This is a genomic window from Desulfovibrio sp. (assembly GCF_047607245.1).
Taxonomy (GTDB): Bacteria; Desulfobacterota; Desulfovibrionia; order Desulfovibrionales; family Desulfovibrionaceae; genus Desulfovibrio.
Genome location: NZ_JASGDK010000151.1, coordinates 1 through 13,726, shown reverse-complemented (window position 1 = coordinate 13,726; position 13,726 = coordinate 1). Strand labels below are relative to the sequence as shown.

The window sequence follows — 13,726 nt, the reverse complement described above, 5'->3', positions numbered from 1 at the left end:
TACTTTTATGGTACATGACTGGAGTAAAAAATGGCCTTTTGACGCAGCCAGTTGGGCAAAAGAATTATTTAAAAACAGTACCTAACGCTGCACAGCCAAGGTCAAATTGCCTCAGGCTTTGGGCCACTGCACCGGGCGTATTTCCGTGTTCCGGCCCGTGGTTCTTTTGCGTCCCAAAGGCCCGGCAGGAACAACAATATTTTCTGCCGCGTCCGCTGCATCCGTTTGATCCGCCGCACTGCCGCCAAACGATCCAATCATCTGCCCAGCTGCTTCTTCGGCCAGTACGGCCTCGCCAAGGCTGCCCGAACCTATGCCCGCTGCCGGGTTGACGTCAGGCTTAGCGCCGGGCGCGAGCCCCTGCTTGAGTACCTCACGCGTTCGCGCAAACAAATTGCTCAAAATGGAATTGGATACAAGCATGCCGCTGCGGGTCAGGCGCAGGTAGCCGTTGCGTATGCGAATAAGCCCGTTTTCGTGCAGGGCCTGCACAAGACGCTGATGGTCGCGCACAAAATCGCGCCCAGTCATTTCCCGGTAAGCCTTTACCCGCAAGCCCCTTGCCGTTCGCAGGCGCAGCATGAGCAGCTCGAGCACTCGGGTCTGCGGATCAAGTTCTTCCACTTCCTGGCCCAGGCTGCCATCACGGGTGCGTGAGTCCCATGCCTTCTGGCTGGCCGGATTGGTCCAGCGCCGTCCCGCGATGGTCGATGTGGCCGAAGGCCCGATGCCCAGATAATCCTCGCCTTCCCAGTATCCCATATTGTGGCGGCACTGAAAGCCCATACGGGCGAAATTTGAAATTTCGTAGTGCATATAGCCGTGCTGCTCCAACAGGGCCGCGCCTTCCATAAACATGATGTTCTGGTCGCGTTCCGGCGGCAGTATCAGGCGTCCGTCCTCCACATCCAGCTCCAGTGGCGTGCCCGGCTCAATGGTCAGGCCGTAGGCGGATATGTGGTCAGGGCTCATACGCATGACGTCCTTGAGGGTTTGCAGCCACTGGCGCACGCTTTGCCCCGGCAGCCCCCACATGAGGTCCACGTTGATATTGGCGCAGCCCGCCTCACGCGCCAGAAAGGCGGCGTGCATACTGTCCTGCGCCTTGTGCGGACGGCCCAGCATGCGCAACATGCTTTCGTCCAGGCTCTGAATGCCGATGGAAAGGCGGTTGATTCCCGCATCAAGGTACTGGGTCACACGATGCCCGCCCCGCAGTGATTCGGGATTGGCCTCAAGGGTCACCTCGGCTTTGTGCGCCAGTTTGAAGTAGCGGCCAATACGCTCCATAATGAGGCCTATAATACGCGGCGGCAGCAGGCTTGGCGTACCGCCCCCGAAAAATACCGTCTGCACTGTGCTTCCGCCAAGACGGTCGCCCCAGTGGGCCAGCTCCATAAACAGGGTATCTACATAGTCCCGCACCACGGGGGATGATGCTGGGTCCACCCCGCGCCCGAGGGGATTGGAGTAAAAGGCGCAATAACGGCAGCGCGTGGTACAGAAGGGAACGTGTATATATACGAGCATACTTTTTCCAGTGACAGAATAATGGCGCGGCCGATACGGCAAAACATTGCTTGCCCAATAATTGCAAAGACCGTGCCCCACCATGCCTGTACAGAGCTTGCATGACAAGACCCGCCTGCGGCCTGAACGCTGCACGGCGGGTCTTGAACGCTTTATCAAGCTTGAAGTTATGGACGCGCCTTGCGTATTATGCAGAAAATATACTCCAGCGGCATTCGCCCGAAATAAAGGGAGAAGTTCTACGCAACAATAGCTGTAAAGACGCTCATGACAGCATTGTCTAGGCAGGAAAACTCGCCATATGCGGTGTAATAGCCTTGCCAAGCCATGCGATGGTGCGGCCAAGATGGTGCATGTTTTCCATCGCGCGCTCGTCACTCAGCACTTCCTTCTCAGCCCTGCCGTACCCCATATTCCAGAATACAGACCCCGGAACAAGCATACGCGACATGAGGAACAGATGATTGATGCTGTCAAAGGCGTGCGTTGCCCCACCGCTGCCAGCAGCTACCACGGCGGCCCCTATCTTGCCCTGAAACAGGCCGCCATTGACAAAGGCCACATATCCGGCGCGGTCAACCAGAGCCTTCAGTTCGGCGCTCATATCGGTAAAGTAGCAGGGCGTGCCCAGAATCATAGCATCTGCCGCAAGCATCTTCTCCAGAACACCGTTAAGGATGTCGTTGTCAAACACACAGCGGCTATCCTGCTTTTCTGCACATTTCAAACAGCCTCTACACCCTTGAATCTTCTTGCCGCCTATCTGCACAAGTTCGGTTTCCCACCCCGCCTCTTTCAGTGGTGACAAAACCTTTTCCAGCAATACCGCGGTATTTCCATTTTTTCTGGGGCTGCCATTAAGGGCCAGTGCTTTCATAGTGATGCTCCTTGCGGATTGAATAATGCTCAGATAGTATCCCTTTCATGCTTGCTTGCAAGTACTGATTAAAAAATCATATACTAACAAAAAATATAGTAGACTTGGTTTCGCCAAACGGAGGCGCTGCTATGCCCGATGCAAATCCCGATACCTGCCCTGACGCCTGTAAGGTTAAAGTTCTGGGAAACAAACCCTACCGCTGCGGCTTTGAGCTTACCCTTGATCTTATTGGCGGCAAATGGAAGCTCCTTATCATATATTTTCTCGCCGGGCGTCCTGTCTTGCGCTATGGCGAACTGCGCCGCTGCCTGCCCGAAGTAAGCGAGCGCATGCTGGTAAAGCAGTTGCGCGAGCTTGAGCAGGACGGCATTGTTCACAGAAAAGTATACGGCACTGTACCCCCGCGTGTGGAATACTCACTGACAGAAGCGGGTGTATCGCTTATCCCCATCATGAACTCGCTACGAGACTGGGGGGACGGTTATGATGAAAAAATGCAAGCCCGCATAGCGTCAGCTCCCAAAAGCGGTACAGGCGCGCCATAAACACAGCATGATCGCAGCCGCCACTACTGGCCTTGCCCCAGCAACAGGCGCTGATTTCCGCGCGGTCCCAGTCAGGACGGCAACCCCGGCGGCATGGCCCGGTCTGTCGCCCCGCGCCCTTGGCAAAAAGGCCGGGGCAGCGTATATTCCCCTACCCGGACAGGCCGCCGCACATACGGTAAAATGCCTGCCGCCCAACGCACGCAAGCGGCATATATGAGGAGAACGCAGCACATGGATATACGCTTTCAAAATCTTGGCCCGGAACAGTGGAAGGGCGAAGTCATGCTGGCCCCTGTTTGTCAGGATGAAGTCCTGACAGAAGTTTGCCCCCAGATAGACAAGGCCGCTCCCTGGCTGGCTATCGCTCCTGCCCTGCGCGACTTCAAGGGCAAAGCTGGCGAGCTTGCCCTTATGCACGGTCACCCCGACCTTTCCGTGCCCCGCGTTCTCGCCGTGGGCCTTGGCCCCAGAGAAAAAGTGGACACAGCAGGCATCCGCAAGGCCATTGCCGCTGCCGTGCAGCTGTGCCGCCAGAAAGGCTATGCCTCCATCTTGCTGCCCGAACCGGCCCTCGCCCGTCTGCCTGGCGGCCGTGAGCGCCTGGTGGAAGAATGCGTGTGCGCGGCCCAATTGGCCCTGTACCGCTTTACGGCCCTGAAAAAGGCCGACAAAGACGAACCTGCCGACCCACAATGGCTGGCGCTGGGCTTTGACGGCGAAGAAGTGCCCGACGCCTCCCACGCCGCTGCCCGCCGTGGCGAAAATGCCGCCTGGGCCGTGAGCCTGGCGCGCGATCTTTCCAGCACACCGCCCAACCTGCTCTACCCTGAAAAGCTGGCCGAACGCGCTCAGGAGCTGGCCCGCCAGCAGGGCTTTGCCTGCACGGTGCTCGACGAGCATGAGCTGGAAAAAGAAGGCATGGGTTGCCTGATGGCTGTCGGGCAGGGATCGGGCCGTCCGCCCCGCCTTGTCATTCTTGAGCACGCCCCCGCAGGTCATGAGCAGGACAAGCCCCTTATTCTTGTGGGCAAGGGCATCACTTTTGACACTGGCGGCATCAGCCTCAAGCCCGCTGCCAATATGCACCAGATGAAAGCCGACATGACAGGCGCAGCCACCGTGCTGGCCGCCGTGGCCGCTCTGGCGCAGGAAGAAGCCCCCCGCCGGGTTATCGGCCTCTTGGCCTGCGCTGAAAACATGCCCGGTGGCCGCGCTATGCGCCCCGGTGATGTTGTCACTGCTGCCAATGGCGACACCGTGGAAATCCAGAACACCGACGCCGAAGGCCGTCTTGCCCTGTGCGACGCCCTGGCCTACGCCCAGAAAACCTGGACCCCCGCCGCGCTGGTGGACATTGCCACCCTTACAGGAGCCTGCGCTGTGGCGCTGGGCACGCAGATTGCCGGTCTTTTCAGCGATGACGAAGACCTCAGCGAGCGCATCCGCGCCGCAGGGGGCGCGTGCGGTGAAGAATACTGGTCCCTGCCCCTGTGGAAGCCCTATGCCGAACAGTTGAAAAGCGAAGTGGCCGACATTTGCCACATGGGCCCGCGTGAAGGCGGAGCCATCAACGCCGCGCTCTTTTTGCAGCACTTCATTCAGGAAGGTGTACGCTGGGCGCATCTGGATATTGCCGGGGTTGACTGGGCCTCCAAACCCACCCCCCTGTGTCCCGCCGGGCCTTCTGCCTTTGGCGCACGCACGCTGCTTGAACTGGCCCGGGGAGGCGTTCAGTAATGATGAAGGTGTATCTGATTGGTGCTGGCCCCGGTGATCCGGGCCTGCTGACCCTTAAGGGGCGTGACGCTCTGGCTGCCGCCGATGTGGTGGTGTACGACGCTCTTGCCAACGACAGCCTGCTCAACCACGCCAGCCCCCATGCTGAAAAAATCTATGTGGGCAAGGTGGCGGGCAACCATGCCCTGCCGCAGGATCAAATAAACGCCCTGCTGGTGCGCAAGGCCAAGGAAGGCAAAATTGTGGCCCGCCTGAAGGGCGGCGACCCCTATATCTTTGGACGCGGCGGTGAAGAAGCCGAAGAGCTGGTGGCCGCCGGGGTCCCCTTTGAAGAAGTGCCCGGCATCAGCAGCACCATTGCGGCCCCGGCGTATGCGGGTATTCCTCTGACCCACCGCGACTTTGCGTCTTCCGTCACCATCATCACAGGGCACGAAAATCCCGACAAGCCCGGTTCCGTGCACAACTGGCCCGCACTGGCAGCCAGCGCATCCACACTGGTTTTCGTCATGGGCATGAAAAACCTGCCCGACATTGCCCGTAACCTGCTGGACGCTGGCATGGCCCCGGATACTCCGGCAGCCCTTATCTACCGTGGTACCACGCCCCGCCAGCGCAGCCTCGTATCCACGCTGGCCGAACTGCCCGCCGCTGCCATCGAAGCCAAATTCACCAACCCCTCGGTCATTCTGGTGGGCAAGGTGGCGAGCCTGCACAAGACCCTCAACTGGTTTGAGCAAAAGCCCCTCATGGGCCGCAGCGTTGTGGTTACCCGCGCCCGTGAACAGGCCAGCGGCCTTGCCGCCAGCCTTGCGGAACTGGGTGCAGAGGTTATTCAGTGCCCCACCATTGAAATCAGCCCTATGGCCGACTATGCGGAACTGGACGCAGCCCTTGCCAAACTGGCCGACTACCATTGGGTGATCTTCACCTCGGTCAACGGCGTACGCCATTTCTGGCAGCGTCTGGCCGAAGCAGGCAAGGACAGCCGCGCTCTGGGCAGTTGCAAGGTGGCCGCCATCGGCCCCGCCACTGCCGAAGCTCTGTTGCAGCGCGGTATCACGCCCGACTTCATTCCTGAACGCTATGTGGCCGAAGGCGTGCTTGACGGCCTTGTGAACCGCGAAAACGGCAACGTGAGCGGCAAGCGTTTTCTTTTGCCCCGCGCGGCCAAGGCCCGTGAAGTGCTGCCCGACGAACTGCGCAAGGCCGGAGCCGTTGTGGACGTTATCACCGCCTACGAAACCGTGCCCGCCGCCCATCGCAAGGACGAAGTGCTGGAACGCATCAAGGCTGGCACGCTGGACTGCGTGACCTTCGGGTCTTCATCCACGGTAGAGAACTTTCTCTCTCTTATTCCGGCAGACGAGCTCAAGGCCCATCCTGAAGTGCAGCTTGCGGCCATCGGCCCCATTACGGCTGACACTTTGACGGCCAACGGTCTGCCCTGCCATATCCAGCCAGCGGAATACACCATTCCTGCCCTGGTTGTGGCCTTGCAGGAGCATTTTGCCAAAGCGTAGCCCGCACCCGGGCTGGCTTTGATGTACGGAAAAATACCTTGTGGGGAAGGAGCCCTTTTGTAAAAGGGTATCCTCCCCATACTCACATCCTAACCGATTATTTTGCTTAAGTTTGCCACAGGGATCCTCCTGACTCCAAAGAGGATTCAGCAGAGCAGATTCACGAAGGCAGCGGCCCCGCATAAAAAAGCTCTAATAAAACGGAAATCTCATGCCACTGAATATCGCCATACTGGCCTCGGGCAGCGGCTCCAACGCTCAGGCCATGATAGACAAGGCCGCTGCCGGCGTTCTTGACGTGAACATCTGCTGTATCGTTTGCAACCGCCCCGGCGCGGGCGTTATCGAGCGGGCACGCAAGGCGGGCGTCACATGTGTGGTGCTGGACCACAAGGAATTTGCCGACCGTGAAAGCTACGACCGTGCGGTGGTGCAGACCCTTCAGGAGCACGGCACGCAGCTTGTTGTGCTGGCCGGGTACATGCGCATGCTGAGCACGGCCTTTCTGGACGCTTTTTCAGGCCGGGTCATCAACATTCACCCAGCCCTGCTGCCGAGCTTTCCCGGCGTGCACGGCGGGGCCGACGCCTGCGAATACGGCGTCAAAATATCCGGCTGCACCGTACATTTTGTGGAAGAAAAGATGGACAGCGGCCCGGTTATCATTCAGGCCGCCGTGCCCGTGAATCCCGATGAAGAGGTCGACGACCTCATGCAGCGCATTCACGCTATGGAGCACCGCATTTACCCGCAGGCTATCCAGTGGTTTGCCCAAAACCGCATAAATGTGTGGGGCCGTGAAGTGCATGTGGCCCCCAGCAAGGCAAAGACTGTTACGCCTGACGGCCCCTGGCTCGTGTGGCCGCCGCTGGAAGAAGGATTTTAGAGATTTTTTGCTTTGAATTATTTTGTGGGGAAGGGACCCTTTTGCACAAGGGTCTCCTCTCCCACACCCCCCTCCCTCTAGAACTCCTATTCGACTCCAACAAGATTACTGAGTGCCTTCACTGTAATTGGCAGGGGACACAAACAGCGTCTTTCTATATATCAAAGTCTCAAGGTAAATCTTCGCGCTAAGGCTTCTCTACCTATTACGGTTGAAAAGCGCTGGCTGTTTTGACGGCGCGACACCACGCGTTACAAAGCCCGGTGTGTAGTACGAGTGGCTTGCCGCCACACCAGAGGGCAAATCCCGTCTTACAGCAAAAGGCTCCCTGGCATTGCCGGGGAGCCTTTTGCATATTGCTTCGCCAATGGGGAAAACGACGAGCTTTCAGCTTTCTTCACCACATGCCGCGCCGCACACGTCAACAATGGCCCGTGCGTCCATATCCGGCGTAATGGGCAAAAGTGCCAGACGGCGAAAATCGTCAGGCCTGTCCATGTCCAGCCGCAAATCAGGACGGCGCAGCCAGTCTTCCTCAGGGTCAAAAGTGCCAATGCGATAATCAGCGGCGTTGTCCCAGATGTAATTCAGGCAGTGTTCGCGCTGCGAGGGCTGAACAGCCTTGCTGTCCAGTGCATCAAGCAGTTCGCGCGAAAGGATTTCAGCCCCCAGGCCGTCGGGCCAGAGGTTCTTGCGGGGAATATGGTTATAGGCGTAGTCCCAGTTGCCCTGACGGTAAAAATCCACCAGCCTGTCCACGGCTCCGCCCCAGATCAGCGGATTATCCGCGCACACGCGCACCACAAGCCCGGCATCAGCCAGTTTGGCAGCCTGACAGAACCGCGCCAGCACGTCGTCTTCCGGCCCGGCCATGCAGGGCACGCCACGACGGCGCAGGTGTTCAAGCAAAACCATATCCAGCGGTGTATCCGGCACAGCCACCATGATGGAATCCAGCCGCGCAGAGGCGGCAAGGCGGCGGGCGACCCAGTCGATAACCGGCAAATCGCGCAGGCAGAGCAGAGATTTCAAGGGCAGGCGGCTGGAACCCAGACGGGCCTGAACAATGGCGACAACCTTGCCATTACTGGACATGAATACTTCCTTTCAGCGGTGTAGTACCGCTGTCATTTCTGATATGCAGAAAGGCGGCAACGGTGTTGTCACGCCCCGCTTGATGCAGACTGTGCAGTACCGCGCGTTGGCAGCACGGAAATTTTGCCGAGGTTTTCGCCGATGCTCACCGTGATAAAAAACAGCCCTTGGCCTTGCACCAGCCCCGGCGGCGTGAAATCTGTAACGGCGGCCTGAAGTATCTTGAAACAGCCCCTACCGCTCGGTTCCTTGGGGCCGCTCGTTCAAAAGCCCCAACATGCGCCGCACCACACGGCCCTTGTTGACCGTGAAGTCCAGCCTGTCTTGCCGCCGCCAGAAGCGCTCGCGGCGGGGATTTTTCAGCATGGCCAGAAATGTGTTGCGTATTCTGCCGTCGCCCACACGATCCATAATGCCCACAAATGCAAAGCCGTGACGTGGGCGGGCAAAGGTATGCCGCGCCTCGCGCTCATGCGTGGCCAGTACCAGCGCTGGCACACACATATGGGCCAGTTCGTAAACCGTGCGCCCGGCGGAACAGATGGCAAGATCCGCCCCTTCCATCATGCGGCTCATGACATTGGTGGCCCAGGTAAACGTGACCAAGGGATTATCGAGCTTTTCAAGATGCGCTTCCATCGCCTCTTTGTGGGCATAGCCCGGCCCGGCCACCACACGGATGGCGATTTCGTAAGCCCGGCAAATGGGTTCAATGATGTCCAGCACCCGGCGCGAACAGTCGTGCTGATCTGTGCCGCCAAAAGTGATGAGCACGGTTTTGACTTCTGGCCGAAAGGGATTGCGTTCCGCGTTCACGAACTCGTCACGCAGACAGAAGTATTCCGGCCCGCAGCAAAGATTTTCCGTAGTTTTGCCTTCATACAGGGCATTGACCACAAGGCGCGCCAGCGGAGCTCCCGGCCCTTCGTCTTCAAAATTTACGCAGCGCACACCTGCGGTTGTGAGCCGCTTCATATAGGCCGTGGTGGTATTGAGAATATCGTTGATTACAAGGTCGGGGCGCAGGGCAAGCACAGTGTCGGCAAGGTCTTCCGTCCCCTGGCGCACGATCTTGTAATCTTTGCGGGCTATGCTTTCTACAGCCAGTTCGCTTTCACGGGTGCAGACGAAACTTACCCGGTGGTTGGTTATTTCGTGCGCCAGCATAAGCGCCCGAAACACGTGCCCCATACCGATGGCGGGCCAGCCTGCCACCACAAAGACCACATGCCGCCGCTCAAGCAGGCGTTCGCATATCCACCAGTCCTGGTATCCCTGAATTTCGATGGCCCTGTCATTGAGGAAATAGGGGATAATACGCCCCCGCCCTTTTTCGCGGGATTTCTGAAGGCACGACAGGCGCATCATTATAAGGGCGCGGCTTTCCACAACCAGAGTTTTTTCTTCATCGGTGGCGGCGTCATCATCCAGCAGGCCTTCAAGACCTTCGCCGTGCATGTTCCAGATGCGCTGACGCACATTTTTGACAGTCACAAGACTGTCGGCGTCGGCCTCACGGTATTTTTTCCAGGCGTCTTCAACGTCCACCCAGGTCAGCAAGGGGCAAGAGGCCCGCAAAATGATGCAATGCTCGTACTCTTGCGCCAGCTCTTCCAGCAGCACCCGCATTTCGCTGACAATATCCAGTGTGGTGAAGCGCAGATCTTCATGACGGCGAAAGCCCACGCCCGCGCGCTCGCAGATAAGGGAAATCTCCTGACTGTCGGTGAGCACCACAATGTCCTCGCCGGACAAGACGCCCCGCGCTGTATTGATGGCCCGCTGCACGAGCGTTACCCCTGCCAGTTTTTTTACAAGCTGGTCAGGAATAACGGCATTTTTCTTGATGGCGGGAATAACGATACAGCGTTCTTTCACGGTAAACCCTTCTGTGACAGGCCTTTTCAAGAATCTTCTTCAAAATGGCCTGTTCGTTTGGAACGTCCGGATGCTTCAGAGCAGATTCACTTTAAAATGTACAACATTTGCCTGTTGCCATTGTGCCGAAAGATGCAATTCCGGCTGAATCTACATCGCGTTGCAGCGCGTTGTCCTCTTGTGCTGCTGTGCGGCATTAGTTTTTCAACGTAAAAAGCTCTGAGCGCGCCTGCTTTTTCAAAAAACAAAGGCGTTGCCAGGGGCTGGCACATAGGCGCACCCCTGGCAACGCCATCATATCTGGCACGACTGGCACATCTGGTACATGTGGCACGTCAGCAGCAAAGATGCCGCCTAACGGATTTGCGCCAGCACTTCGCGTGTGGACGCCAGCATATAGGTAAATTCTTCTTCCGTCAGCCAGTGCTGGAAGGGAAAAGAGATCATCGTATCAAAGAACAGATCCGCATTGGGGCAGCTGGCTTCGCCCATGCCCAGACGGCGGTAGTAATCATACCTGTCCAGCGGAATGTACTGCACCACGCACTTGACGCCCTTTTCGTTGAACATAGCGCGCATGAAGCGGTCACGGGCATCAACGCCGGAAGTCATGCGGGCCGCCAGCAGGTGATAGTTGTGGCGGCGGCTGTCTTCGCGGTGGAACTCCAGCTCGGGAAAATCCTTCAGTGCGTCAATGAAGGCAAGAGCGCGCGCACGCTTCTGGTCGTTGATTTCGTCAATGCGCTCCAGCAGTTTGGCCCCAAGGGCGCATTCCACTTCACCCAGGCAGTAGTTGTTGGGCTGCACCATGCGGCCATCAATAAAGGGCATGTCCACATTGCCCATAGCGGGCTTCCAGTAATCCGGACGCTCAAAATCGAAACCGCAGTGGCCATTGTGGCGCAGCGTGGGCACCATAGCCGCAAGCTTGGGGTCGCGCACGTAGAGCATGCCGCCCTCGCCCAACGTGGTGAGGTTTTTGTGCGAATGGAAAGAGAAGATGGCCATATCGCCAAAGGCTCCGGCCTTGACGCCGCCGATCTCCGCGCCGATGGCCTGGGCCGCGTCTTCAATAAGAATCAGGCCGCGTTCTTTGCACAGGGCGGCAATGGCGGGCATGTCCGCCACATAGCCGTACAGATGCACAACCACAACAGCCTTGGTACGGGGAGTGAGCACGCGCTCAATGCTCTCAGCCGTGACCACACGGCTGTGCAGATCAACATCGGCCCATACAAGCTTTGCGCCCTTTTTGACGTAGGGATAAGCCGAGGCAGTGAAGGTGTGCGAGGGAATGACCACCTCGTCACCTTCATTGAACATGCAGAGCTGGGCTGAAAGTTCCAGCGCGGAGCAACCGTTCATGGTAGTGAAGCACGTTCCCTGAGCCACGCCCTGATAGTCTGCGAACTTGCTTTCAAACTGGCGCATATAGTGCCCCTGGGTCAGGGGATCTGCATTGCGCATGGCCTCGACCACAACGGCGATTTCGTCCTCGGTATACCGGATGGCGCGGCCGCTGAAGTTGACTTTAATATCCATGAGACTCCTCACTATGGAGTTTTACACTTAAGGAAGCACTGATTAAAGAGCCTCCTGAAAACGCGCAGTTATTTCGTTTGGCAAGGCGCGATCTTTTTTTGAAGCAGGGGTGGACTCTTCCGTCCCCGACTGTTTCAAAAAAAGTGAAGCAACGCAGGCAACCGGAATAAATCAGCGTTTCCTTAAAAACCTGCCAGAGGCGAAGCGCCTTCACCGTGGTGGTACTGGCAGGGCAGACCGTGCAAATCCACAAAGGCTGTCAGCTTGTTACAGGCAGGAACCGCCGCACGGCGGTGGCCTGAAAGTGCCTGACGGCGGCTGGGTTTTGCCCCATGCCGCCGACAGTTCATGACAGTATTGTTCGGGCTAGAGGCCGCAGTTACATCCTTTTGAAACGTTCGATGACGTTTTCCTTGGTGAGGATGTTCTTGAAGTCAGGGCCAAGACGGTTGGAAAGCGGCTTTTCATGCACAATGCTGGCACCGTAGAGCGCATCGTACTGGGCGTCGGTGAGGCCCTGGCAGATACCCTTGGGCAGATCAATGCCCTGACGTTCCATCATGGTCATGAATTCTTTGTAATGCTCGGGATAGATGTCTTCCTGCACTGACAGGGAATAGCAGTTGGCTATGCCGTGGCGCATGTGCAGCACCATGCTGAGGCCTGCGGAAATGGGATGTACCACGCCCACAAAGCCGGCAGCCATGCCGCCCAGGTAGGAGGCGATCATCATCTTTTCGCGGTTTTCTTCGCTCATCATGTCCTGCGAGAGAAAAATCTGCTTGCAGAGATCAATGGCTTTTTCAGCAAGGGAGTCCACCACCACGTTGCGGTAAGAACCGGTGATGCTCTCGAAGCAGTGCATGTAGGTGTCGATGCCCGTGTAAAAATACTGGTTGCGGGGCACGCTGGCCGTGAGGTCGGGGTCCATCAGCACTTGGTCGAACATTGTGAAGTCACTGTTCATGCCAAGCTTGATGTTCTTTTCCTCATTGCAGATGATGCCCGTACGCGACGTTTCGGACCCTGTGCCCGACAGCGTGGGAACCGCGATTTTGTAGGGCGCGGGATTTTTGACCAGCTCCCAGCCCTGATAGTTTTCGGCCTTGCCGGGATTGTTGAGCAGATTGCCGACGCACTTGCAGGTATCAAGCACACAGCCGCCGCCAAGAGCGACCAGGGCGCAGGGTTCAGCACCTTTCAAAAAGGCCTTCACCTGATCGGTGCAGCCGTCCACGCTGTCCGTAGTGGGTTCGCTGGTGGTGTCGACATAAAGCACCATATCGCGGCTTTCCACGGGCAGTTTGTCCGCCAGATCTTTGCCTTCAAAAAAACTATCCAGAAAAAAGACGGCGGGACCAGCCACAGCCTTGCGGCGCACAGCCAGAAGATCGCCAAGCTGGCTCAGGCTGCCCTGACCAATCATATAATAACCGACATTTTTTGCATTACGGAACATAGTTGCCCTCACAGTATGGCATAGGATTTCCGGGCCATACGCTATACCCGCAGGTCTTGCAAGAGCCGCTGAAAAGCGGCCTCCAAGGCGGACCAGCGGGGTTAAAATGCGGATCAGTCTCTTTTATCCGGCACGGCTCGCTGCCCCGGCTGCATGCCGGAGGCGTTCTTGCCTTTGGCCTGCTCTCCGGCGGGAGTTGAGGCCAGTTTTGCCCATCCATTATCGTTGTTGCCGCCACTGCCAGTGCCCGCAGAAGCACTGCGGCCGGGCGCTTCAGGGGCGGCGGATTCGCCTTCCAGCGGGTCGGGGCCAAAGCGGTTGGGCCCCACCGTGCCCCTGCGGGCGTAAAGAATGAGAAGCCCCAGCCCGGTCAGGCCAGCCAACATAATGCACATATACGCAGATGTGCCAAAGTCAAGATGCAGGGCAAGCCCGCCAAGCAGGGCCAGGCCCATAGGAGCCAGCTGAATCCAGCCGGAAAGGTTCGCGTCGTGCAAACGGCGGGCAGTCACCGCAAAGTGCGGCAAAAGCAGCACAAGGCTCACAATACCGCTTGTCAGCATGCCTGTTTCAGGAGACGCATTGGTGAAAAGCCCCAGGCACGAATTGACGATGGCGCCGAAGAGCACGAACCACCAGAACTCTGAC

At 57.9% G+C, this 13,726-nt stretch carries 13 protein-coding genes; 5 read left to right on the top strand and 8 right to left on the bottom strand.

Annotated features, from left to right (window positions below):
- Positions 1 to 111: 111 nt before the first annotated feature.
- Together hemW and QM579_RS11700 are read right to left on the bottom strand one after the other, a co-directional pair.
- Positions 112 to 1,530 (bottom strand): radical SAM family heme chaperone HemW, encoded by a 1,419-nt coding sequence (gene hemW / locus QM579_RS11705; protein ID WP_414999320.1) that lies wholly within the window; start codon positions 1,528 to 1,530, stop codon positions 112 to 114.
- A gap of 280 nt (positions 1,531 to 1,810) precedes the next feature.
- The gene (locus QM579_RS11700) at positions 1,811 to 2,407 is read right to left on the bottom strand and encodes a flavodoxin family protein (RefSeq protein WP_414999319.1); all 597 of its coding nucleotides are present in this window, start codon (positions 2,405 to 2,407) and stop codon (positions 1,811 to 1,813) included.
- Positions 2,408 to 2,538: 131 nt separating this feature from the next.
- Between QM579_RS11700 and QM579_RS11695 the strand changes: the two genes are divergently transcribed.
- From QM579_RS11695 to purN, 5 genes are all read left to right on the top strand, one after another.
- On the top strand, positions 2,539 to 2,955 hold the full coding sequence (locus tag QM579_RS11695) for a winged helix-turn-helix transcriptional regulator (protein ID WP_414999318.1): 417 nt from the start codon (positions 2,539 to 2,541) through the stop codon (positions 2,953 to 2,955).
- A gap of 7 nt (positions 2,956 to 2,962) precedes the next feature.
- Positions 2,963 to 3,175 (top strand): hypothetical protein, encoded by a 213-nt coding sequence (locus QM579_RS11690; RefSeq protein ID WP_414999317.1) that lies wholly within the window; start codon positions 2,963 to 2,965, stop codon positions 3,173 to 3,175.
- A 14-nt stretch (positions 3,176 to 3,189) separates the two neighbouring features.
- Positions 3,190 to 4,695 (top strand): leucyl aminopeptidase, encoded by a 1,506-nt coding sequence (locus tag QM579_RS11685; protein ID WP_414999316.1) that lies wholly within the window; start codon positions 3,190 to 3,192, stop codon positions 4,693 to 4,695.
- A gap of 2 nt (positions 4,696 to 4,697) precedes the next feature.
- The gene (cobA, locus tag QM579_RS11680; protein WP_414999321.1) at positions 4,698 to 6,218 is read left to right on the top strand and encodes a uroporphyrinogen-III C-methyltransferase; all 1,521 of its coding nucleotides are present in this window, start codon (positions 4,698 to 4,700) and stop codon (positions 6,216 to 6,218) included.
- A gap of 211 nt (positions 6,219 to 6,429) precedes the next feature.
- Positions 6,430 to 7,104 (top strand): phosphoribosylglycinamide formyltransferase, encoded by a 675-nt coding sequence (gene purN, locus QM579_RS11675; RefSeq protein WP_414999315.1) that lies wholly within the window; start codon positions 6,430 to 6,432, stop codon positions 7,102 to 7,104.
- Between the two features lie 387 nt (positions 7,105 to 7,491).
- Here the strand turns inward: purN and QM579_RS11670 are convergent, their stop codons facing one another.
- The 6 genes from QM579_RS11670 to QM579_RS11645 form a co-directional block, all read right to left on the bottom strand.
- Positions 7,492 to 8,199 (bottom strand): cytidylyltransferase domain-containing protein, encoded by a 708-nt coding sequence (locus QM579_RS11670; RefSeq protein WP_414999314.1) that lies wholly within the window; start codon positions 8,197 to 8,199, stop codon positions 7,492 to 7,494.
- Between the two features lie 234 nt (positions 8,200 to 8,433).
- Positions 8,434 to 10,077, bottom strand: coding sequence for a cytidylyltransferase domain-containing protein (locus tag QM579_RS11665; protein WP_414999313.1), 1,644 nt, complete (start codon positions 10,075 to 10,077; stop codon positions 8,434 to 8,436).
- 354 nt (positions 10,078 to 10,431) lie between these two features.
- Positions 10,432 to 11,619 carry a DegT/DnrJ/EryC1/StrS family aminotransferase gene (locus QM579_RS11660; protein WP_414999312.1) on the bottom strand — a complete coding sequence of 396 codons (1,188 nt, stop codon included), beginning with the start codon at positions 11,617 to 11,619 and terminating at the stop codon, positions 10,432 to 10,434.
- 182 nt (positions 11,620 to 11,801) lie between these two features.
- Positions 11,802 to 11,969 (bottom strand): hypothetical protein, encoded by a 168-nt coding sequence (locus QM579_RS11655; RefSeq protein ID WP_414999311.1) that lies wholly within the window; start codon positions 11,967 to 11,969, stop codon positions 11,802 to 11,804.
- A gap of 29 nt (positions 11,970 to 11,998) precedes the next feature.
- Positions 11,999 to 13,078 carry an iron-containing alcohol dehydrogenase family protein gene (locus QM579_RS11650; protein ID WP_414999310.1) on the bottom strand — a complete coding sequence of 360 codons (1,080 nt, stop codon included), beginning with the start codon at positions 13,076 to 13,078 and terminating at the stop codon, positions 11,999 to 12,001.
- A gap of 113 nt (positions 13,079 to 13,191) precedes the next feature.
- Positions 13,192 to 13,726: DUF805 domain-containing protein (locus tag QM579_RS11645; protein ID WP_414999309.1), on the bottom strand; the 535-nt coding region annotated here is incomplete at its 5' end.